At 56.3% G+C, this 21,887-nt stretch carries 26 protein-coding genes and 1 other RNA gene; 8 read left to right on the forward strand and 19 right to left on the reverse strand.

Features of this window, described 5'->3' with window-relative positions:
* Window positions 1-5: 5 nt before the first annotated feature.
* The 8 genes from WJU23_RS05360 to WJU23_RS05395 form a co-directional block, all read right to left on the reverse strand.
* Window positions 6-1,001, reverse strand: a complete 996-nt coding sequence (locus WJU23_RS05360) for a PD-(D/E)XK nuclease-like domain-containing protein (protein WP_346331515.1) — start codon at window positions 999-1,001, stop codon at window positions 6-8.
* Window positions 998-1,792, reverse strand: coding sequence for an ERF family protein (locus WJU23_RS05365; RefSeq protein WP_346331516.1), 795 nt, complete (start codon window positions 1,790-1,792; stop codon window positions 998-1,000). The genes WJU23_RS05360 and WJU23_RS05365 overlap by 4 nt, the downstream gene beginning before the upstream one ends.
* Window positions 1,793-1,798: 6 nt before the next feature.
* A complete protein-coding gene (locus WJU23_RS05370) occupies window positions 1,799-1,990 on the reverse strand; it encodes a hypothetical protein (RefSeq protein WP_346331517.1) in 192 nt (63 codons plus the stop codon).
* A gap of 4 nt (window positions 1,991-1,994) precedes the next feature.
* Window positions 1,995-2,249 (reverse strand): hypothetical protein, encoded by a 255-nt coding sequence (locus tag WJU23_RS05375; protein ID WP_346331518.1) that lies wholly within the window; start codon window positions 2,247-2,249, stop codon window positions 1,995-1,997.
* A gap of 35 nt (window positions 2,250-2,284) precedes the next feature.
* A complete protein-coding gene (locus WJU23_RS05380; RefSeq protein ID WP_346331519.1) occupies window positions 2,285-2,473 on the reverse strand; it encodes a hypothetical protein in 189 nt (62 codons plus the stop codon).
* Entirely contained in the window at window positions 2,470-2,748 is a 279-nt protein-coding gene (locus tag WJU23_RS05385) for a hypothetical protein (protein WP_346331520.1), read from the reverse strand. Before WJU23_RS05385 ends, WJU23_RS05380 begins: the two co-directional genes overlap by 4 nt.
* Entirely contained in the window at window positions 2,745-2,918 is a 174-nt protein-coding gene (locus WJU23_RS05390) for a hypothetical protein (RefSeq protein WP_346331521.1), read from the reverse strand. Before WJU23_RS05390 ends, WJU23_RS05385 begins: the two co-directional genes overlap by 4 nt.
* A 203-nt stretch (window positions 2,919-3,121) precedes the next feature.
* Window positions 3,122-3,364 (reverse strand): hypothetical protein, encoded by a 243-nt coding sequence (locus tag WJU23_RS05395; RefSeq protein WP_346331522.1) that lies wholly within the window; start codon window positions 3,362-3,364, stop codon window positions 3,122-3,124.
* Window positions 3,365-3,838: 474 nt separating this feature from the next.
* Between WJU23_RS05395 and WJU23_RS05400 the strand changes: the two genes are divergently transcribed.
* The 4 genes from WJU23_RS05400 to WJU23_RS05415 all read left to right on the forward strand — a co-directional run bounded on the left by WJU23_RS05400 (window position 3,839) and on the right by WJU23_RS05415 (window position 5,516).
* The gene (locus WJU23_RS05400) at window positions 3,839-3,979 is read left to right on the forward strand and encodes a hypothetical protein (protein WP_346331523.1); all 141 of its coding nucleotides are present in this window, start codon (window positions 3,839-3,841) and stop codon (window positions 3,977-3,979) included.
* An 88-nt stretch (window positions 3,980-4,067) separates the two neighbouring features.
* Entirely contained in the window at window positions 4,068-4,373 is a 306-nt protein-coding gene (locus tag WJU23_RS05405; protein WP_346331524.1) for a hypothetical protein, read from the forward strand.
* 56 nt (window positions 4,374-4,429) lie between these two features.
* A complete protein-coding gene (locus WJU23_RS05410) occupies window positions 4,430-4,732 on the forward strand; it encodes a hypothetical protein (protein WP_346331525.1) in 303 nt (100 codons plus the stop codon).
* 91 nt (window positions 4,733-4,823) lie between these two features.
* Complete coding sequence (locus tag WJU23_RS05415) at window positions 4,824-5,516, forward strand: SOS response-associated peptidase (protein WP_346331526.1); 693 nt, start codon at window positions 4,824-4,826, stop codon at window positions 5,514-5,516.
* Between the two features lie 8 nt (window positions 5,517-5,524).
* On the opposite strand, the gene WJU23_RS05420 is transcribed toward WJU23_RS05415, so the two are convergent.
* Window positions 5,525-5,959: a hypothetical protein gene (locus tag WJU23_RS05420; RefSeq protein WP_346331527.1), complete on the reverse strand. Its 435-nt coding sequence runs from the start codon at window positions 5,957-5,959 to the stop codon at window positions 5,525-5,527.
* A 170-nt stretch (window positions 5,960-6,129) separates the two neighbouring features.
* Window positions 6,130-6,482, reverse strand: a transfer-messenger RNA (tmRNA) gene (ssrA, locus tag WJU23_RS05425).
* Between the two features lie 49 nt (window positions 6,483-6,531).
* Between ssrA and WJU23_RS05430 the strand changes: the two genes are divergently transcribed.
* Complete coding sequence (locus WJU23_RS05430; protein ID WP_346331528.1) at window positions 6,532-7,062, forward strand: L,D-transpeptidase; 531 nt, start codon at window positions 6,532-6,534, stop codon at window positions 7,060-7,062.
* Window positions 7,063-7,215: 153 nt separating this feature from the next.
* Entirely contained in the window at window positions 7,216-8,196 is a 981-nt protein-coding gene (locus WJU23_RS05435) for a MoxR family ATPase (protein ID WP_346331529.1), read from the forward strand.
* Window positions 8,197-8,543: 347 nt separating this feature from the next.
* Here the strand turns inward: WJU23_RS05435 and WJU23_RS05440 are convergent, their stop codons facing one another.
* A complete protein-coding gene (locus tag WJU23_RS05440; protein ID WP_346331530.1) occupies window positions 8,544-9,200 on the reverse strand; it encodes a class I SAM-dependent methyltransferase in 657 nt (218 codons plus the stop codon).
* A 115-nt stretch (window positions 9,201-9,315) separates the two neighbouring features.
* Complete coding sequence (locus WJU23_RS05445; protein ID WP_346331531.1) at window positions 9,316-9,741, reverse strand: hypothetical protein; 426 nt, start codon at window positions 9,739-9,741, stop codon at window positions 9,316-9,318.
* A 359-nt stretch (window positions 9,742-10,100) separates the two neighbouring features.
* Here WJU23_RS05445 and hisB point away from each other — a divergent pair, with 359 nt between their 5' ends.
* Both hisB and hisH read left to right on the forward strand, forming a co-directional pair.
* Window positions 10,101-10,700, forward strand: a complete 600-nt coding sequence (gene hisB / locus WJU23_RS05450) for an imidazoleglycerol-phosphate dehydratase HisB (protein WP_346331532.1) — start codon at window positions 10,101-10,103, stop codon at window positions 10,698-10,700.
* Window positions 10,701-10,706: 6 nt separating this feature from the next.
* Window positions 10,707-11,324, forward strand: a complete 618-nt coding sequence (gene hisH / locus WJU23_RS05455) for an imidazole glycerol phosphate synthase subunit HisH (RefSeq protein ID WP_346331533.1) — start codon at window positions 10,707-10,709, stop codon at window positions 11,322-11,324.
* Window positions 11,325-11,348: 24 nt separating this feature from the next.
* Here hisH and WJU23_RS05460 read toward each other — a convergent pair whose 3' ends face one another.
* The 7 genes from WJU23_RS05460 to WJU23_RS05490 form a co-directional block, all read right to left on the reverse strand.
* Complete coding sequence (locus tag WJU23_RS05460) at window positions 11,349-12,452, reverse strand: sialidase family protein (RefSeq protein ID WP_346331534.1); 1,104 nt, start codon at window positions 12,450-12,452, stop codon at window positions 11,349-11,351.
* Complete coding sequence (locus tag WJU23_RS05465; RefSeq protein ID WP_346331535.1) at window positions 12,449-13,951, reverse strand: sulfatase; 1,503 nt, start codon at window positions 13,949-13,951, stop codon at window positions 12,449-12,451. The genes WJU23_RS05460 and WJU23_RS05465 overlap by 4 nt, the downstream gene beginning before the upstream one ends.
* Window positions 13,952-13,955: 4 nt before the next feature.
* Window positions 13,956-15,377, reverse strand: coding sequence for a sulfatase (locus WJU23_RS05470; RefSeq protein ID WP_346331536.1), 1,422 nt, complete (start codon window positions 15,375-15,377; stop codon window positions 13,956-13,958).
* A 90-nt stretch (window positions 15,378-15,467) separates the two neighbouring features.
* Window positions 15,468-17,021 (reverse strand): hypothetical protein, encoded by a 1,554-nt coding sequence (locus WJU23_RS05475; RefSeq protein WP_346331537.1) that lies wholly within the window; start codon window positions 17,019-17,021, stop codon window positions 15,468-15,470.
* Between the two features lie 62 nt (window positions 17,022-17,083).
* Complete coding sequence (locus tag WJU23_RS05480; protein WP_346331538.1) at window positions 17,084-18,547, reverse strand: hypothetical protein; 1,464 nt, start codon at window positions 18,545-18,547, stop codon at window positions 17,084-17,086.
* The gene (locus tag WJU23_RS05485) at window positions 18,544-20,034 is read right to left on the reverse strand and encodes a right-handed parallel beta-helix repeat-containing protein (protein WP_346331539.1); all 1,491 of its coding nucleotides are present in this window, start codon (window positions 20,032-20,034) and stop codon (window positions 18,544-18,546) included. Before WJU23_RS05485 ends, WJU23_RS05480 begins: the two co-directional genes overlap by 4 nt.
* 72 nt (window positions 20,035-20,106) lie before the next feature.
* Window positions 20,107-21,831: a hypothetical protein gene (locus WJU23_RS05490; protein WP_346331540.1), complete on the reverse strand. Its 1,725-nt coding sequence runs from the start codon at window positions 21,829-21,831 to the stop codon at window positions 20,107-20,109.
* Window positions 21,832-21,887: the final 56 nt, after the last annotated feature.

Genomic DNA, 21,887 nt, shown 5'->3' on the forward strand with positions numbered 1-21,887 from the left:
TGGTGTCAATCTGCGAGGACATACCGCCCTCCTTTTTCCCCGGCCTCTTGCTCGAAAGCCGGGAAGCATCGGCGGATGCTGGCGAAGTCCGTTGGCTTGCCCGCCTCGATGTATTCCCGTGCGCAAGACACGAACATGTCCACGCGGCTGAGGCCCTGAGGGATGCCCAGGTATTGCCGGGCCTTGTCCACTCCGTTGTGGATGCCTGGCACCAGCGGCAGGTCTGCCACCCGGACCATGGGCGGACGCGGCTGCTTTTTGTCATCCGCCTTTGACATGATGACGAAGGAAAACTTCGTTACCTCCACCTGCATGCGGTGGCGGGCCAAAAGCGTCTCATGGCAGTGGGCATACCAGACCGCCTGAATGAAGTAGCCGTATTGCCAGCAATCGCGGCTGAATTCCATGGGATGGCGGCTGCTCGTCTTCACGTCACCGAGGCGACGGCCACCACGCGGGAGGATGTCCAGGCGCCATTTGATCCAGCACCCCCATTCCTCATGCCAAAGGATGCCGGACACTTCGAACTGAGCCCCTTCCAGTTCCTGCATGGCATCAGGATTGGCCAGCAGAGCGTCCCGCAGGTCCCGGCATTCCTCCATGTGACTGCGCAGAGAATCCTCGGTCACAATGATTTTCCCAGGGTTCTCTTTCTTCGCCAGCTCCCAGGCTGCAGCAGCCTTCTTTGTGTCCGTGCCATAAGGCGCACCGGTCTTTTTATTGATGGGAATGTCAGCCAGGGCGAACCGGTCCGACCATGACACCTCAGGCTCCAAGGTCACCATGTGCACCAGGGTTCCCAAGGTCAAAGCATCGGTATCCTTGTGAGGCGCGGTGAGCTGGGCAAACATCTCTGCCGGCGTGCGTCTCTTGAGCAGGGAGGCGTTCACTGCCGGAAAGGCATGGTATTCCTCCGCACTCATGCGGCGGTATCCCCACAGGCCAGGAATAGGCGTTCCTGGAATGGCCAGGGTGGAATCTGTGAATCCTTCCCAGTTCATTTCTTGGCAGGCTTGAGGGTTTGACTCAGGTTGCGGAGCTGGTCCCCGGTGAGCTCATCGGCTGTGGCTGGCAGCAGCTGCGGATGCGGATACGAGTTCCGCACCTGCTCATAGGTGGTAAGGTGGCGCTCCATTGCGAAGCCTGACACCCGTTCAGCCAGCCAGGCTTTCAGGCCGATGTGCTCAGAATCCTGGAAGCACATCTTTCCAAGGCTGACCTCGGAATGATCGCCAAGCATCTGCGAGCCGTCGCCGTTTGGATCAGCGAGATTGCTCCATGTCCCCTGGGTTTCCTCATGGCCAATGCCAAGGGCAGGCGCATAACAGAAGTCACCGAACTGCGCGCCGGACTTCGGCTGCATGGCAGGTGAGGTTTCAGCGCCACTCATCCCCAGGCGCTGTGCATCGTCATCATCGCCCGTGATGATGTGGAAGAATGACACCAGCGCATACCGGCGTGCATAGGTCTGTGCCATGCCCTGCCGCTGGGAAAGGTTGACTCCCCGATTGCCCTCTGGAAAACAGAACTCGAAGGCGAATGACCGCAGCTCATCAGCCGTGGAAATCTCCATCGTGAGAGTCTGGACCCAGGCGGCCTCTTCCCGGCGGCAGGAACCGATCAGGAACCCCACTGATAGGCATTGTTCATCAAGAGCAGGCCGAAGAATGGCCCACACGTCAGCATAGGAAGCGTAATCGCTGTTGATGCCCGTGTTACGGGCCGTCTTGACAGCGACCAAGCCCTTGGCTCGGACGGCTGCGATGGCAGAAAGGAGGGTGATTTTTGACATAAATGGTTACTTTGAAGCTGGCTTTTCGTAGATGAACATGCCGTCTTTGAAGAGGCGGCAGAGGATGTGCCCGCTAAGATTAATCATGAAGGCGGCAGGCCTTGGCTTTGGGGAGAAGCGGGCATCGGGACAGTGGACGCTCCGCTTGTTTTGGGCGGCTTCCGCGAGCTGCTCCAGGGTGGTGATGCGAGGACTCATCTGGTTAGGCCTCCCGCATTTCGGGCGCGTCTTCGATCAGCTCGCGAAGAGTGATCTTGTGAGCCTTCATAAAGGCCTCCGCGATCTCAGCGGCGATGGGCGACTCCTGGCCCATGATCGTGTATTTGAGAGCGTCGTAGTTGTCGCAATCCTCGTCGTGGCTGTAATGGACCTCCAGCGGGCCATAGGCAGCGATCCTGCGCAGGTGGCGCGGATACTCTGGCTCACGGACGGCGGAAACGATGCGCGGGGCAGGCATGAAGTAGCTCATATTTGAGAATGGTTTGTGATGCTTTACGATGCGCCGAAGATCATAAAGATCAGGGCGATGGCGCAGGCGGCGAGGAGGAAGCCCGCGAAAATGTCCTGCGGGTCAAGGCCGGGCGGCTTCTTTGGCCAGCGATAGGCTCGGTAGTTCTGGAACCATTGGAGGCGGTTGTCGGTGGTGTGGGCGCGTTTCATGGAGTAAATGCGGTTGCTCATTTGGACTTGGCTTTCTTCTTGGCGTCTTTAGTGGAGAGATGCTTCTGGCAGCGGGCAATTTCCTGCTCCAGATCCTCGGCAGTCATGGCCTCATTGATGGCCCGGCCATTGATCCATCGCAGGAGGGGCGCGAAGAACACTTTCCTGACCGGCTTCCTGGCGGTGTTGATGGGCACCACGGGCAGGCCGTCTTCTTCGATCAGAGCAGGGATGGCCGATTCATCTTTGCCCAGGAGAGCAGCGACAACGCGGAGGGGAATAGGGCCAGCGATCATGGGTTCAGGCGTTGGAGTTTCACTTGCAGCGCGGTGACTGCTTCAATGCGGTCCTGCTGGTATTTCCGCCCGCGCTCATTGCTGATGTTCGGCAGCAGTTCGCGCATGTCAGCGAGGTGCTTGGAGAGAGCGACGCCGATTTCCTGCTTCTCTTGAAAGGTGAGTTCCATATCGTTTTATGATGGTTATGGATGCGGGTTTACTTTGAATTGACCAATGCCGCGCACCGGGTAGAGTCCGCAGAATGAAGGCCTTGGAATACCCTGCGCGGCTGCGCCAGATGAATGACGCCGAATTGGATGCCGAGTTGATGTCTCATGAGATTAATGATGCTGGCCGGATGATGGTGATGGGTGAAATAAACAGGCGGGCCTTAGCTCGCCAGATACAGGAAGGCTTCACGCCCCGCTGGGTGGGCTGGGCTGTTCTGTGGCTCAGCCTCGGCGCGTTCCTGGTCGGCCTGGTGCAGCTTCTCCGCTAAGGTCTGCGCCTGCTGGAAGCTGCACAGGATCACCTTGCCGGATTTCAGCGTCACCTCGTTGCCGTCTGTCCCACGGTCTGGATGCACACGCACCACCGCCACCTCGGACAGGCAGATAAAAAGACCGGCACTCATTTGCATACGACGGCTCCTTTCTTTTTGCGGGTTGGGGTGGGGGTGATGCCAGCAGCGGCAAGACCAGCGAGAGCAAGAGCACGGAGTTGTTGCCCTTTGCTCCGGCCCTCAGTTTTAGCCAACGAGGCGATGGCATCATGCTCATCTTTGGCAAAAGGGGTGTTGATGTATATCGTGCTCATTTGGGTGACTAGACACCTGCATATTGACGGGTGACTAGACACCCCGCAACAGGAAAATTTAAAAAGTTGAAAAGTTTTTTCGGGGTGTATAGTCACCCCATGGCTAACCAGAGACGCAAAGACAAACGGATGGTCGGTTTTTACGCCACCGAAGAAGAGGCTGCCGCCATGATGGAAGCAGCAAGGGCCGAGGGTAAAACCTTGGCAGATTGGCTGAGGGCACTAATCCCTCCATCTGATGCTAAGCATAGCCCCACGTTAAAGAAGCGCGGGGCAAAACCAGAGTGACCCCATGCGCCATCCCCTGCACCGCTACAGCCGCAAGCCTCCGCCGCCCTGGCGCGAGATGCTTCTTGCCTGGGGTGTTGTCGCCGCCTGGTTGGCGATAGCAGTCCGCCTCTGCTGGGCTCTCTGGGAATGGCTGACGAATTAAGGTGTTCATGTGAACTATCTTGGCAGTTTTAGGATTGCAGTCAAATAGCTGCCGGTTTAACCGATTATCAGCACTTCTTAATTGACTTATGGCCTCCACCTTCAAAGCCCTCAAAATGCCGCCCGATTTGGCGGAAATAGCAGAAATCCGCGCTGAGGCTCTCGGATATCCATCATGGGCCGCCTACGTCAAAGGCCTTATTCGACACGATGCAGGCTGCTTAGCACGCCACGGTATCACGGTTCCCTGGTCAAAGATGGCGCTGACTATTCAGGACAAGCTGGACGCGCTTCTCCTCTGGCGCGTGAAGAAGGGGAAGGGTATGAAGTCTGCGGAAATGACATCCTGGGATTGGGAAAGCGAATACGAGGCAATGATGAAGCCTGCTCAATGAAAGATCGAGTCCATCAGTCCACAATCGCGGCAGAAGGTTACCTTGAGCTTGGACTTGTGGATGAAGCCTGGGGTGCGCTGGATGACCTGCCATCGGAGAGCCAAGTCCATTTCCCGGTGCTGGCGCTGCGTGTGCAGATCCTGATTGCTGCCAAGTCATGGCTAAAAGCCGAGATCCTGGCAGAGAGCCTCACTCAGGTAATGCCGACGAACGGACCGGCCTGGTATGCGCTGGCCAAGGCACTCGCGCAGCAGGAGAAAATCTCAGAAGCGCAGGCCGCCGCAAAACGTGCCTGTGAACTGGAGCCGGATCTAAAACTTCAGATCCTCAATGATGATGCGTTGAAGGGTCTGTTTTAATCACGAAAGCGAAGGGTGCAGAAGCGTCCACCTGCGGTTTACCAACCGAACTATTTGACCGGCGAATGAACGGCGGCAGAAAGCATCCTTTATGTGCGGCAGATACGGATTCTCAAACAGGTCAGTGAAGGTGCTGGCATCGCATCTGCGCATTGAATATGCGCTGGATCTTGAGGCGCGAATTAATCACGCGCCCACCATGATGGGGCCGGTGGCCGTAGGGCATCATGACGGAGCTCCTGAAATCAAGAGAATGCGTTGGGGTCTCTCCGCCCCCTGGACGAAAGCCCCGCTGATCAATGCCAAGTCGGAAACCGTGCTGACCAAAAGGACATTCCGGGATGCGGTAGAAACACGGCGCTGCCTAGTGGTGGCAGATTACTTTTACGAATGGCAGGCCGGGACAAAGCTAAAGCAGCCCTGGGAATTTCGGCTTGCCGGTGGCGAGCCTATGATAATGGCAGGCATCTGGCAGCCGGGGCGGGTTGAAGGTGAGCTGGTGGAGTGTTATTCCATCCTGACGACGGAGGCGAACGAGACGCTAAAGCGGTGCCATGACCGTATGCCGGTGATCCTGGAAGCTGACGAATGGGGCCACTGGCTAGATCCTGCTGCTGACATTGAGGAGCTTCAAACGCTGTGGGTTCCGTGGGCAGGACCGATGGAGGCCCGGCCTGTCACCACGGCCCTGAACAAGGTGAGCTATCAGGGGGAGGAGATAGAAGCCACGCCGACAAACACGGACGAAAGGCCGCAAGTGGAACAATCAGAGCTGAAGTTGTAGAGCGCGGTTTACTGCCGCGCCATCGGCTTGTATCCCACGCGCCCGCCGTTCGTCACCCACAGCTCGCACGTCTTTGACTGCAAGCCGTTGCTCACCGCGCCGAATGCCGCCCGGTCTGCATCAAGGGTATTGCAGTGGTAGAGAATGCCACAGCGCTTCCAATACCCGCCGCGTTGCGGTGGCCGGGGGCGCTCTCCGTGGATCTGAGCCATTGGAAGCGGGTATTCCTGCCCTTCCAGGTCCAGGCACCACATCCACCCATCCTGTTCATCCTGCGCCTCTACGACACCCACCTGAGCCAAGCCCCAATGGCGCGGCATGCCAGGCATCATGATATGCCAGACCCGATCATGCAATGCGAGCCAGGCTTGCCCACGCGTGAAGGCGGTGGACTCGTAATAATCCGTTTGTTGAAGGACATGCCCGTCGAAAATGAATTTCATATGATGTTCAATTGAACTGCATATACCAACGGAATTCAAACGGGAATAATCCGGTATCACCAGGTTTTACCGGGCAATGCCGGAATGCAGGAAAAGGAGCCGATTTAGTGTGTAAACCGTGTGTCGCGGTTTCCTTGGCTTCCTAAACCCTTGATTTTCAAGGGGCAAAATGGTGGAGGCGAGGGGAATCGAACCCCTGTCCGAATGGCCATAAGCCGAAGTTTCTACATGCTTATCCGGTTTTTTAATCTCGGCGATCGGTCTTCAACTGGCAGAATACCTTTCACCCAGCGTCCTGTTGAATCTCGCTTTCGACCCGGTCGCCCGGTCAGCCAGCCAGTCTGGTGGTGTCATTTTCGAGGCTACCAGACATTGCCTCGAAAACGTCGCGGTGCTTAGGCCGCGAGAGCGAGCTCAGAAGAGTTTGCTTTTATTTGTTTGATCCGATTTTTAACGGGGCCAACGAATCATCCCCGGCATGCCACCCCGACCGCAGACTACCCGTCGAAACCAGGACGCCCCCATGTCGTGTTGACAGTGTTCATTTAACCGCTAATCCCCAAAATGTCAAGATGTTTGCGAAACAGTTGGCGCAGGCAGGGTTTGTCAAAGCGGAGTCGGTCATGCATACTGGCCGTGTGAACCCGAAGCAGCCGCGCATTGAAGTCTCCGTCGCCACCCAGCGACTGGTCCTGTGGGATGGCATCCACCAGGTAAAAAGCTGGCCATGCAGCACCTCCAAATTTGGCCTGGGTTATACGGAAGGCAGCAACAAGACCCCTCTCGGCGGCTTCGTGATCCGTGAAAAGCATGGCGACTCAGCCCCCAGCGGCACCATTTTTAAAAGCCGCCAGCCAGTGGGCCAATGGACCCCTGAAATGGTGACGCCGGATGACCTGGTGCTGACCCGTATCCTTTGGCTGGACGGGGTGGAGAAGCGCAACGCGAATACCTTTCAGCGCTACATCTACATCCACGGCACCAATGATGAAAGGAGCATCGGGCGACCCGCCAGCCATGGCTGCGTGAGGCTGAAAAACGCGGATGTCATGGAGCTTTATGACCTGGTTCCCCTGGGTACGGCTGTATGGATCAGCGAATGAGGCGCGTATTTTGACGACTCGCATCTGGGGAGGCATTGCAAGTTTGTTGAAACCACTGCAATGATGCCCCAAAAGCTGCTGTTACATCCCTGTTCACGCCCCTTATCTTAGGCTCCGCTGGCATTCAAAAATGCCGCCCGTCCCATTCATCCCATGACCTCCTTCCAGACCCTCTTCACCCGCCTCAAGACGGAACTGCAAAAATCCATTGTGGGTTATGACGTGCTGCTGGGGGATGTCCTGGTGGCCATCTTTTCAGGCGGGCATGTGCTGCTGGAGGGCGTGCCGGGGCTTGGCAAAACCTTTCTGGTGCGCACGCTTTCCCAGGTCATCGGCCTGGAGCCGGGCCGGGTGCAATGTACCCCGGACCTGATGCCGGCGGACATTCTGGGCACCCACATCGTGAATGAAAACGAGCAGGGCCGGCGGATGATGTTTTTTGAAAAGGGGCCGGTTTTTAAAAACCTGCTGCTGGTGGACGAGATCAACCGCGCAACACCAAAAACCCAGGCCGCCCTGCTGGAAGTGATGCAGGAACGCTGCGTGACGACCGGCGGCGAGCGCCACATGCTGCCCGAGCCCTTCTTTGTCCTGGCCACACAAAACCCCATGGAAATGGAAGGCACCTATCCCCTGCCCGAGGCGCAGCTGGACCGTTTCATGTTCAAGATCAAGGTCCCCTTCCCGGACCTGGATTCCCTGGTGGAAATCTCCCGCCGCACGACAGGCTTTCAGGAACCCACCCTGGAATCCATCCTGACCGGTCCCGACCTGATGAAGCTCCAGCGTGAGCTGGCCGAAACGCCCGTGGCGGAGCCCGTCGCCCGTTACGCCTCCCAGCTCATCCTCGGCACCCATCCGGAGACTCCCGGCGTGCTGCCGGAGATCCAGCGTTTCGTCTCTTACGGAGCCAGTCCGCGCGGCCTACAGAGCCTCATCCGCGGTGCCCGCGTCTGGGCCGCCGTGCAGGGCAGCACCGCCGTCTCCACCGATGACATCCGCGCCATCGCCCATGTGTCGCTGAGGCACCGCATCATCCTGAATTTCGAAGGCGAGGCCCAGCAGATCCGGGTGGACGACCTCATTACCAAGGTGCTGGACCAGGTGAAAACACCCGCCCAGCAGGCTGCGTAAGTAGGACAGTTGGGCCCCAACTGACTTCATTAAAAATACACTCCATCACCAGGCTGCGCCCAAAGGTTTCAGTTTCCACCCTTCAGATTCCAGTGTTGATTGCTTGCCCTGTCTTCTCCTGAAAACGGAAGACTGAAAACTGTTTCCTGATCAACTCCCCTCTATGCCCCGCAGTGAATCTCACGGGTGATCGTCATGGAAGCATTCAGCTTAAGGACGGCGAACGTTAGAGTGATGGCAACCCCACTAGCGAGAGCCATCGTTGATCGCGGGGTGAAGGTCGATATTACGTGGAAACATCGAAAACAGAAGGGCTAGTGGGGGTTGCCATCCACGGCTTGTTCGCTTCATGTTGGTATGAAGGTCACAATGAGACGCCGACATTCAGGAAATCGCCGGATACTCAAATATCCTACGAAACCAGAAAACAGGTCGGTGATCTGATCGTCGCTAAAAAAGTGCTTAATCACCCTGAACATTGACCCATCAGGTAGCGTCCTCTTCTGAATATGATTTCCTTCTGTGTCGAATTCTCTTGTTAGCGAGTGTTCACCCGGAAGCTGATCAACAAACACAATTGGCGAGCCGAAACCAACTCGACCGATCGCTCCAGAAAGAAATTCCGTTATCTTGGAAAGGGGGACATGCGCCAACCAGTCAACGGAAAGAATGCCGTCAAAAACTCCCGGGATAAGGTCTAGATGGTATGCGTCCGCCTGCATAAAGGATACACGGTCAAAGGGAAATCTCTTCTTCAAAGCCTCATCGAGCGTCGATTGGTTGTAGTCAGTTGCGACGACTGAGGCCGCTGTCTCAGATGCGAATTGAGTCCAGAAACCTGGTCCGCAAGCGATCTCCAAGACGTGTCTTCCGCGCAAGGCTTCGCGGACGTGCTCTATGATCGGAAGGAGAATGCGAACCTTCCCCTCATCGTCGTATCCCATCGACGAATCATACACGGACGCTCTTTGTCCGTAGTAGTTCTGCATCTCTTCGATGATCATATTTTCTTAGCAAACATCTAACCTGCAGCGACGGCGAGTGCAAGACTTCGCTGACACGACAGCCGGTTACGAGCCGTTGCCACCAGCGCCTTGTTAGCCTTCGCTCGTTTCTGGTTCATTTTGGTTTTGTGGCTTCTGCGGCGCTGCGCTTCTTGAACGTGACCTGCCCAGAGCTGATAAGAATATCCGTTTCCGACTGGCGGGCAATTTCGGCGACGACTTCAAAGAAGGTCGGATCCTTTAAATCCAAGGAAATGTGACGCGTCGTATCGTCAAGTGCATCGTCAACACGGTAAGTCACGTTGTAGCTCGTCGGAATGTAAGTGCTCAGAAACTCGGCTGCTTCCCAAATCGTAGCGTTCTGAAAGTTCGCTGCCGCCATGCGGCCCGATCCCAGAAATCTACAAGTCCACTCCATGGTCTTTTGGGGCGGCGGTCCTTCTGGGTCAAATGCCGACACAGAAGACACCTCGACTGTCAGGAGGGCAATTACCACGAACGTGATCACTCGGGACCATAGGAATCTACCGGTGTCGATCATGGGCAGAGGACTCGGTTCATTAGGCATAACAATCTAGATCATTCACAAAAACGTTGCTTTGTCATCCCTTATCTCCCACATATTTATTGCTTAATGACAGACCATCAAATACATGGTGTTCCTTCATCCCCCCATTGAGCGTAAAGCGACAAAAACCGCGGGAAGGCATTGATGTTACGAGAGCGCGGGAAAAGAGGCACCTGCCAGGGGTACGCTATGCCACATTCTGCTTATTCTGTGGCCGGAGGCACAGTCAATGAGCCGCCGATTCAACTATTCGGTTTTCAGCCTCCTGTTTTCAGTGTTCAGTGCTACAGACTGAACTGTATCCCTCGAATCCTGTTTAACTGACCCCAAAAATGCCCCGCACCGCCAACCAGCACCGCAAAACCGCCGAAACGGACATCCAGATTGAGCTCAATGTGGACGGCTCCGGCCTTTCCACCATTGATACCGGCGTGCCGTTCTTTGACCACATGCTGACGCTGTTCACCAAGCACGGCCTTTTTGACCTGAAGGTGAAAGTCGTTGGCGATGTGGATGTGGACTACCACCACACGGTGGAGGATACGGGCATCGTGCTTGGCCAGTGCTTCCGCGAAGCGCTGGGAAACAAGGCTGGCATTGTGCGCTACGGTTTCTTTCTCCTGCCCATGGATGAGACCCTGGCAGAGGTGGCCATGGATCTCAGCAGTCGCCCTTTCCTGAGCTATCACGCGCCGGAAAAGATGGAGGCCATCGGTGGTCGTGCCGGGGTATTCAGCTACCAGCTGGTGGAGGAGTTCCTACGCGCCTTTTCCAGCGCCCTGATGTGTACACTGCATGTTGAAATCAAACGCGGTCGGGATTCCCATCACATGGCGGAGGCCATCTTCAAGGGCCTGGCCCGTGCGCTCGACGCCGCCACTCAAAAAGACCCAAGAGTGGTCGGCATTCCCAGCACCAAGGACGTATTGTAATCATTCATGAATCTAGGCGTGCTCGACTACGGCGCTGGCAATCTGCGCAGCGTCCTCAATGCTTTTACAGCCATCGGCAAGGAAGCCAAACTGGTCACCGAACCACAGGGCTTCGATGGCCTGGACGTGCTCGTCTTCCCAGGCCAGGGGGCCTTTGGTGACAGCGTCCGCATCCTCAAAGAGCGCCAGCTTTGGGATCCGCTGAAGCAATGGCTGAAGGATGAAAAGCCTTACTTGGGGTTCTGCCTCGGCTACCAGCTTCTCTTTGAATCCAGCGAGGAATCCCCCGGCGTGGAAGGCCTGGGAGTGGCCCCTGGGATCGTGCGCAAGTTCCTGCCAGAGCATGGACTGAAAATCCCGCACATGGGCTGGAACCAGGTGCACTGGGAGGAACGCGGAGCCCAATGGTGGCAGGGCCTGCCCAACCCCTCTCACCTCTATTACGTGCACAGTTACTACCCTGATGTGGCCGACGAATCACTCGCCCTCTGCCGGACTACATACGGGGGTGAATTTATCGCGGGCATATGCAAAGACAACCTCATGGCTGTGCAGTTCCACCCGGAAAAGAGCCAGGACATCGGCCTGAATCTGCTGCGCAATGCAGTGGACGTTTTCGCCTAAACCAGGCTGGCCACACGGTGCCTTTTACGGCTCTGAGGTCAGCCAGTTGAGATCAAAACGGGCAAGCGTCAGCGTTTCCCGGAAGGTCTTTTCTCCGCATTCATAGAGGCAAAAAACGGTGCCATCCGGCAAACGGGCCAGGCTGGAGTAAGCAGCAGGTCCCTCGTGCAGCAGTCTTGCCACGGGCCAGGAGGCCCCTTCATCACGGCTGAGGCGGACGGTGAGATTGATGCGCGGGCCTTTTTCTTTGCCTGCCAATGACGCGCCAGGATCGGGATTGCTGAAAATCAGAGTGCCCACACCGGCATCCAGCAAGCTGCCCTGGCAGCGCGGACAAGGAAGCTGCGGCTCCTGCCGGATGTCCGTCCAGGTTAACCCGCCATCCTGACTGGTGGCAATGCCGCGATGACCTTTAAAGTCCCCCTGCATCCGGGTATTGACCAGCAGCGAGCCGTCCGCCCGCTCAATGACCTGGCATTCATTGCCACCGGCCTGGATGGGGCTGCTGATCTGCCATGTCTGGCCTCCATCATCGCTAAACATCATGTGAGAATTCATCTCCGCCTCGCCAGATGGTGTCTGCCTTTTGTGGTCCGAAGGGATAACCAGCCTGCCTATGTGCGGACCGTTTTTCAACTGGATGCCGATGCCCGGCCCCGTGGCCACCCAGGTCCAGTCCGGCTTCATGGTGCTGGCACTGATATCAAGCGGAGTGCTCCAGGTCAGACCGTCATCGCTGCTGGAGGTGATGAAGACAGCTTTGTTATCCCGGTTGAATGGCAGCCAGATCGTGCCCGTTTCTGCATCCACCACGGGGCATGGATTACCGATGGTAATCTTCGCTTCCCGACCTTCTTCATGAACGATGAAGTGTGGTGACCAGGTGCGGCCGCCATCAGTGCTGCGTTTCATGATCAGGTCCACATCCCCATGGTCACCGGAGCCGGTTTTACGTCCTTCACAAAAGGCCAGCACACTCCCCTTCCCTGTCACCAACAGCGAAGGAATACGGTAGGTATGATAACCGTCCTGACCCGAAGTCCAAAGCGCCGTTTTTTCCAACACCGGCACCTCCCCCAGCAGAGATGCGGTGAAACAAACAAGGGCTATAATTGGCCCGCAATTCATGGCTTATGATCTGTTGGATTAAAAACACGTCCGCTGGCCTTCTCGGTCCAAGAATGGCTGACGGGGTCAAACACAAAGGCTTTCTTTCCAGGCGCAGCGGCCGCCCAGCTCTGCGGCAGCCATTTGAGCAGACCGGCTTTGATGGCGGCCATCTCCGGGTCATCAGCGCGGTTATGCCATTCGTGAGGATCCGTCTGGTGGTCGTAAAGTTCCTCACTGCCATCATGATAACGGATATAGCGATACCGTTCGTCCCGCACCGCCGCATTGCCTTCCAAAAATTCAGTCACACTTGGACGCTCCCGTACAGATTCAGGATTGCGCAGCAAGGGTGCCAGGCTGATGCCATCCAGGCCGTCCACCACAGGAAGCTGGCAGAGCTCACTCAAAGTAGGATAGAGATCAATCAGGTTCACGGGTCTGGCGCAGCGACCTGGGGAAAACCCGGGCGCGGAAATGATGAGGGGCACACGCGTGGCGCGCTCCCATAAGGTGGATTTGTGCCAGTGCTGCTTCTCCCCCAGATGCCAGCCGTGATCCGACCATAGCACAATAATTGTATCCGCCGCATGCGGCCCCTCATCCAGGGCATTCAGCAAGCGTCCGATCTGCGCATCGGCAAAACTGATGCAGGCCAGATAGGCACGCACGGCTTCGCGCCATTTGCCGGCCTTTTTGATCTGCTCAAAATCCTGGCGGCGGTCCGCAGCGAGCTTGCTCGCCGGTTTGGGGAGGTCATCAAGATCTGCTGTAAAGACTGCCGGCAGGACGATCTCATCCAGCTTGTACATGTCGAAATAAGCCTGCGGAACATACCAGGGCAGATGCGGACGGAAGAGACCGCAGGCAATGAAAAACGGTTTGTCACTTTCCGCTTTCAAATGAGCCAGAGCGGCATCCACCGTGCGGACATCATCGAGAGCCTCCTCGGCCAAAGGCAGAGAGCCCCAGTCGTTTTCATGCCCCAGCTTTTTGACGCCGCCAAAGGGAAAGTCCGGAGGATTCGGCCCGCTTTCAGACCAAGGGTAATTGCGCTTGTCAGTGCGGAACCAGGGGTCATCGCGAAACACCAGCGGCTGAAATTCATCCCACTGATGAGGCGGATTGGACCCGGCTGTATGATGATGGATTTTCCCCGCTCCGACAGTCTTGTATCCTTGATTGCGGAAATGCATGGGCAGGGTCACCGCCTCAGGCATATTGGGATACCACCAGTGGCCATTGTCATAAAGGCCGGTGGAGGAGGGCATTAGTCCAGTCATCAGCGCCGTGCGGGAGGGGGCGCACTTGGGCGATGCACAGTGCGCATTCGTAAACAGCGTACCGCGTGCAGCCAGACGGTCCAGATTGGGCGTATGGACCTTTCCCGCATATCCGCCCAGGCAGTTGATCCAGTCATTCATGTCATCCACAGAGATGAATAGTACGTTAGGCCGCACCGCAGGCAAAGTCTGCCAGGCAGCGGATGCAAAAAGCAGGAGTAACAGGAAATGGCGCATGGTTTTACCTGGGTTCCTTTTTGTCAGGCGCGGCGGCGGCATTGGTCTTTGGCAGCCACTTTTTCAGATCTTCAATGACCGGCTGATGAACTGCATCACCGGCCACGTTCCGCCATTCATGGGGATCCTCCGCATGATCGTAGAGCTCCTCCGTGCCATCTGCATACCGGATGTAGCGCCAGCGCTCCGAGCGCACGGCATGGTTGCCACACATAAAGGTCATCACCGCCGGGCGCTCCCAGGCGACAGTGGGATCTTTCAACAATGGCAGCAGGCTCACGCCTTCAAGCCCGGCAGGTGCAGGCAGGCCGCAGATGTCCACCAGCGTGGGGTAGAGATCCAGCAGAGTCACAGGCCGGTCGCAGACCCTTCCTGCTCTGGCCAGCTTCGGAGCGACGATGATGAAGGGCACCCGTGTGGCCTTCTCCCAGAGGGTAAACTTTTCCCAGCATTCCTTCTCCCCAAGCTGATAGCCATGATCAGACCACAGTACGATGACGGTGTCCTTGCTGGCTTCGGTTGCATCCAAAGCATCCAGCAAACGTCCGATCTGGGCATCGGCAAAACGGGCGCTGGCCTGATAGCAGCGCACCGCTTCCCGCCAACTGCCGGGAACCACTTTTTCGCCATCCATCAGGCCTTTGTAAAACCGCTCTGCATTGGCCATCAGCTTGCGCCCTCCGGCAGGGATGTCATCCAGATCATCGGCCTTTACTTCCGGCATTCTGACCTGGTCACCCGCAGGATGCCTTTCCAGCCAGGCTGGCGGTACGAAAAAAGGCATGTGTGGGCGGAACAGTCCGCAGGCCAGGAAAAGGGGGCCTTTGCGGGATTGTTGCAGCCTGGAGATGCACCAGTCCACGCTGCGCACATCCAGCGCATCCGACCCGTTTTTGGGCCACGAGCCCCAGTCGGTATTGGCTGTGCCGTAGTCTGGCAGGCCGTTCAGCTTGGCTGGTGGCATGGGATCATCCGGCGGCCAGGGCATGTCCAAAAAATGGTGAAACGATGCCGCATCATGATAGGCCCCTGCCAGATGATGATGAAAAATTTTTCCCGCCCCCTCCACGCGATAGCCGTGATTCATGAAATGGCGCGGAAGAGTGACTGCATCCGGCAGTGCCAGGCGCCAGTCCGTTTTGTTTCCATACACTCCTGAAGTGGCCGGGGAGATGCCGGTCAGGGCAGAAGTGCGCGAGGGGTTGCAGGCAGGTGAAGCCGCATAGGCGCGGGAAAAAGACACCCCGCGCGCCGCCAGGCGCTGAAGGTTCGGTGTGGAAATGGGAGCCTCAGGATCCAGCAGGCTGATCCAGTCATTTAAATCATCCACCACAATGAAGAGAATATCCGGCCTGGTGGCTGCGGCAGCCGTCAGCGGGTGCGTCAGCAGCCACGCGAAACAAAGGAATAAGATGCGCTTCATCATGCCTAACATAAAGATTGTTCAATGATCATCCGGATTATTAGCTGACATGCGCTCTCCTGACTTTGTGAATTGATGGGTGCTGACCAGGGTTCAATCGAGCCAGTAGCTGAACAGATCCCCGTTTTCGAGATAGAATCTAAGCCGGATGGGTTTGCCTGCCGGCAGGGATGAAAGCGATTTCCATTGGATCTTCTGACGAACGGAATCCTGTTTTTCAATGGTGCTGGATGCCTTGTCATAACCTTTGATGACTTCTCCGGCAGCGTCCAGCACCTCCACCATGAGGCTGCCGTTTTTGACATCGGCATTGACCATGAGTTCCCCGCCCTGAGGAATAAATTCATGCGTCTCGACGATCCCTGGCGTCTTTTGGGCCCGCAAAGAAACCAGGCCGTCAATGCGCCAGGAAGCCCTGGCGATGGACTGTTGCTTTACTGGTGCCAGGCCTCCATGTGGAGTGGTCACGGCAGTGTAATACATCCACAATTCATCCCCGACGAAGACAGGGGAATTGCACAGTCCAAAGATGCTGCCTGCATCATAAGCATGTGGTCCCAAGGCAATTACGGGGCTGCGGTCTGAGCAGCGATGCCAATGACGGCCATCCCGGCTGTGAACCAACTGCACATCAATGATGCCTGTAGCGGACCTTTTTCGTCCATCTACCTCATCGTTGCCAAACAAAGCGGAGGGAGGTTCCACCCGGCGGAAAGGGGTGGCGAAACCCAGCCACTGACCTGCATAAGGGAAAGCGGACAGATTGTAGAATTCTGAATAGGTGCCGCCTTTCAGCTTCCTCGCGGCCTTATGATCCATTTCATCCGCCACCATAACGGGCTGCGGTTCAGACCAATGTTTCATGTCTTTGCTGACTGAGAGAAACACCTGACGAATGCCGACGGTCCGCGGATCTCCCTGGCGTTTGTGAAAGGCGAGGTATTCGCCAGTAACCGGATCTTGCGATAGGGTGATGGTGTCACAACCCAACAGGATAGGCTCAGGGTCAACGGTCCATCGCAGGCCGTCAGGTGAATGCGTCGCATAATAGAGACGATGGTCTTTGTCACGATACCAGTCCACCAGTTCAAACTTGTCTTTGAGCCTTTGTAATTTTGCCTCATCAACCCCTTTGCTATCACAGCCAACCGCCTTGTATCTTTTCTGAGGATCCGATTCGAATTTGTCTTCAATGATGCTGTGACTGTGCAGGTGGAGGTCGGTTTCATTGTTTGCACCTGTGATCTTGAGAACCGGGCGCTCCCATTGTACACCATCGCTGGAGGTTGCATAAAGGACGCTTCCAGGGTCGGCATACCACATCCTGAATGCTCCTGTTTTTTCATCACGCAGCACGGTGCCATAGATGTTCACGCGCTTGTCCAGAAAACCGTCTTTGTCCCTGATTTCCCATGGCATCTCGGCTTCAAGCACAGGTTTTTCGAGTTTCTTGGCCGGATGTACAACCCTTGTGACGCCGCGCTTCAAGTGAAGCATGAAATCATCTACAAAAAGCTGTTTCTCGCCTTTCTTCAGAGAAGGTGTGAAGGGACGTTCTTTGATGGTGTTTTGAGAGAACAGAAGTGCCGGGAAGGCCATCACACAAGCGAGGATTGCCAGTGCGGTTTTGATGAAAGATGGTTTCATAATAGCATCCATGGAGCGGGCCGTTGCCACTTGAGCCAATGGTTGGAATAGATTTAATGGCGTCATTCGGCGAAATAGAAGCTGAACAGTCTGGATCGCACTCCCAGCAACGAGATCCTGACATCGCGGCCTTTAAGGGCACTCATATCAGAGCCACCTTTCCACTTCACTATTGCGCGTGTGGAGTTAGTGCGGAGAATTTCGGCATCTTCAAGGCTGAATCCTGCGATGGGCTGGCCTTCGGGATCAAGAAGACCAACCTGCAAGTGGCCAAGCACGGCGGTATCCACATTGAGCGCAAGCTGTGGGCCGTCCACCTTCACCGGCTGCGTGACCGCGCTGCCGCCTCCAGCCCCGAAGTCCAATGAGACAAAGCCGTCCACCCGCTGGACATATCGGAAGATGATGCCATCGGTTTTATGTTTGCGGGATTCGCTGTCGCCATGAATCGAGTAGAAGCCGGTGCCGTATTGCCAAAGCTCATCGCCACGCACCACGAGATGCGGCCCCATGAAGACCATGCCCTCGCTGCCACTGCCGACCATGCCGGGGCTGGCATACGGCTCACGATCATAACGATGCCACTGAAAGCCGTCACGGCTGCCAATGAACTGGACATCCAGGCGGCCTTTTTTGCGGGCATCCACGCGCTGAAAAAAAGACGGAAAACCCACGTACCAGCGCGGATCCAAAGGGTATGGCTGGGCGGAGATAGTATAGACATCGCTGTTGGGCGGATCCTTTTCATCCGTGGCAAGCACCTTGGGAAATTCGGTGTCAATGACCGCCGGATTTTCTTTACCCCAAAGGCGGCGGCTTGTATCATTGGGCAACATGGAAACCGGTGAAGTGAGGCTGGGCAGATCCGCACGCACCACGGTGCGGTAGAGATAGGTGTCCGCGCGCTGTTCCCAGCCGCGCAGGTAGAGGGCGTATTTGCCGACGCGCTCATCCCAAAACGTCACCGCCTGGCTGTCGGCGCCAAATTTCACCAGCGGTTCCGCGTCACGCTTCCAGCGGAGGCCATCAGGTGAATGAAAGCGGACCATGCCCCCGTCCTTTTCCAACATGTGCGTGATGTAGCAATAACGCTCCTCAGCCCGAGCGCGTTCATCGCGATAGACCGTGCCCTCCAGGGAGCTCAAGCCGACGAGGTTGTTGTCCTTGCTGCCTTCGTATTCGACGATGCCCAGGTTTGGCTTGATCCAGTTAATGCCATCCTTTGATTCGGCATAGGCCACATTGGGAATGTTGTTCTTATCCCGGCAGATGTACCACATCCTCAGCTTGCCTCCATCATCCAGGACGGTGAGAAACAGGCTGATCATGAGCTGCTCCCAAGGTTTGTCTGCTCGGATGACGGTCTCCCGCTGCTGGGCAGCATTGACATGCAGGGCGACATTCTTCGACTGCTCGACGAATGCCGGGTCAAGAAACAGATGGCGCAATGCCTGGGCCGGAGAGCTTAAGGGCAGGATGCTGAGCCAGGCCAGTATGGTCAAGAAATGACAGGAAGAAGTTTTCATGGAGCTTCAGCCTTCTTCATCACGATGTTGGCAGTCAGAATGGTGTCCGTGCCTTTGTCTGTAACAGGAGAACCCGTCACGTTGTCACGGATGATGTTAGACTTGGCACCAAGGGCAATTTCAAGTGAGCCATTGACATGAGTGTTGCCGGTCCAAATCCAGTTGCTTGCTTTTAGGGTCTGGTTTCCTGGCTGGCGCAGCAAATTGTCCCGTATCACGATATGGCTTGAAGCCATCTCTTCCTGGGGTTCGGAGAGCACTGCCCCTTCGCAGACATTGTCCGCAAAGAGGATGTCCCGGATGGTGGTCCTGCCAGCGGTGCGCAAGTCGTAAAACTGAACATCCCCATCGAAGACATTGCCGGAGAGAACAATGCCCTCATACACACAGGAAAGCGCTTCAGGACGTGTCACGAAACGCACCGCGCATTTAGTCTTGGTGTTTTGATTGCGGAAGATGTTTCCAGTGACCACCACATCGGTAATTTTAGAGTGCAGGGGTAGCGGCTCGGTCCGGAAAATCAGACAAGGCAACGTATTGCCTCTCACCAGATCCGGCATCGGCTCAACATGATTGCCGCTGACTCGGATGTGATGTGAACCTTCGGTAATATTGATGCCGGTTCTGATGAAGTGAACAAGGTTGTCGCGAATCTGAACATTGCGGCTGCCGAAGATCACCTGGGGCCCATCCACCACATTGACGATGTGGTTGTCCGCGATGAGTCCGCCGTTGCATTCGGCGAGTTCGACCGCCTTGTTTCCACAGGTCTCGATGTAGTTGTTATGCACCTGCCAGTTCTTGAACTGGCAGGCCATACGGTCGGCATCAAAGTAACCCGTTCGAACTTGCTCGGTGTCGCCCGCTGCCGCTTTTGCTTCCTCAGGGCTGATGACATGCTTGACCAGGTACATCGCCGTTGCCGCCTTGGTGCAGCCCGCTGCCTGTTTGGCATCATAGATCCAGCAGTGACGGACCGTGATGTTATCGCATGAAAGCAGCAGCGACTCCTTCTCATCCAGACGTGCATTAAAGCCCATGATGGAACCGCCACCGATGGCCTTGTCATTGCCGGTATAACGCAGGTGCTCGATCACGACATTATGCGCGGGAATTGCCGACGTGCCGATCCGCATGGGGAAGTATCGCAGGTCATGTGGCGGAGTGGTGGGGTCCAGATAGATGTGAGTGGAGTATCCCTGGCCACGCAAGGTGACGTTGCTCTTGATCACCACCGTTTCGTCATCGGCATGACGGGAAAGCTTGAAGTCCCCTGCCCCGAGCAAAACGACTCCACCTCCTGCCGAAGCGACCTTGTCAATCGCCTCCTGAAGAATGGAATCGGCGAGGGTATCGGGGCCTGGAGCGGGAACCCGGAGTTCAAATCCGATGGCAGCCTGTCGTGGATCCTGTGGAGCAGGACCTGCCGCAGATGACAGGCTGAGATGAAAGGCAATGAAGGCGAAATGGAAAAGGAGAGGTTTCATGAGATTATTTTGGCTGCAAGTGAACTCCACCCTTTGTGATGAAAAACTGCGGTGAGTGTGGGCGATGACGCTTCAAGGAATGCTCAAGTCCACAAAGGTGATTTCCAGTGGGGGGCCATCTCTAAAGCTGAGGTGAATGTGGTTGGGGCCATCCCGCAGGAACTCCTTGGGCACCGTCCAGGCTCGGAGAGTCTCTGCGCTTCCGAGACCGTCGGTATAGGGTTTTGGAAAGGGTTCAGAAATATCGTTGGTGGTTGCTAATTCCTGATCGTTAAACCGAACCACAAGCTGTCGCTTCTCCACGGACTGGAGGGACTGAATCCGCAAACGGCCATCCGTTTTCCAGCCACCGGATGGAGGCGCTGTATCCATCAGAAACTGACGCTCCTTGCCAGCGGAGACGACCCGGCTTTTCCCAAATTGGGAGGGTCCGGAGGGTGGGTTGGAGGCATTGGAAAGAAAATAATGTTGCGGCTGCTGCGCCAGCCATTCCCGATCTTTCAGACGCGCCAGCACCTCGAAGGGCGGCTCGTTTTTTTGTTCTGCCAGACTCCGGTAGTACACGAAATTGAAGAGGCTTACTCCGGCACCGCCCCGCGCATAAACCAAGTGTGCCGTCGTGCTGAACTGCTCGCGCGTCATCTTCCGATAAACATCACTGTTTGACCCTTGAGTCATGGTCGTGGTTTTGGGAGAACGCGAGCTGGTAAAACTCATTTCCAGATAGACCGGCGTGCCGGGGATCATCTCGCAGATGCGCGGCAGTTCCGTTTGCTGCTCAGTCGTGTAGTGGCAGCTCAGGTTCACCATGTCCACGCCTGCTGCCACGCATCGGGGCAGATCCACACCCAAAGGCGAATGGCCTGACAGACGCAGGGGGACACGCACACATAGCCATCTCCGCTGCCCGGGTTTGCTGTTACGGTCAAGTGCTTCACGGACTTGCTTGATGAATCCGGCCATGATCGCCATGCGCTGCCCTTCGTTCGTTTCTTCAAGCCGGAAAAAGTCCGACCACCGCATAAAGTCCAGTTCCAGCCCGGCGAAGTCGTAATTCTCGCACAGCTCGCGGATCAGGCTCAGCTTGTAGGCAGGCACCTCCGGGATGGCCCAGTTCCATATGCGACCTGTCCGCAGCGGGCTTCGCAAACGCATGGAGCTGACATACTTCACCTTCTCAGCGTCAGGGAGCCGGGTGTAGTCTTCTGGGTCAGGTCGCAGTTGATACTCGGGATGCTCCAGAAGTGGCCGGCTCAGCCAGGCGGCGAGTTCATGATCGAACTTTGGCTTCGGTTCATTCTGGCCCATTCCGCTAACCATCTTTTGCACAAGATCAAGCATCTCAATGCCGTGATAGTCGTTCAGCCGAAAGGAGATGAAGGGTGCGACCTTTCGTTCATGGCAGCGCTTGATAAACGTGTCCACCAAGTCGCCGCCGTTAAGCATGACCTGACCGATGGAGCCCGCAGGCAGCCCGGTTTTCTCCTGGAACCACCGGTAATGATCGTCCGCCGGATAGATGGCACTCTTCCACCAGGGCACCCAGCCATTCCCTGCTTGGAGAAGGTGAACATCCACTTCCGATGCCTCGTCCACGCTCACTTCCAGCCGTTCCAGGGTGAATGGATCTTTGCGGACATATCCTGGACTTGGCGAGGTCAGGACGTTGGTCGTGTCATTGCTGTAAAGGACTCGGAATGCAGGCTTTGGATGCTCCGCTTTCTGTGCTGCCAACAATTGACGACTGGCGACCAGCACACTCGCAGCGGTCGTTTGTACAAATTGTCGGCGGTTCATTGAGTAAGGAATTGAAACTCGAGTGAATCCTTCGTCTGGCTCACAGTGCGTCAGCC

It is taken from the genome of Prosthecobacter sp. SYSU 5D2, from assembly GCF_039655865.1.
Classification (GTDB): domain Bacteria; phylum Verrucomicrobiota; class Verrucomicrobiia; order Verrucomicrobiales; family Verrucomicrobiaceae; genus Prosthecobacter.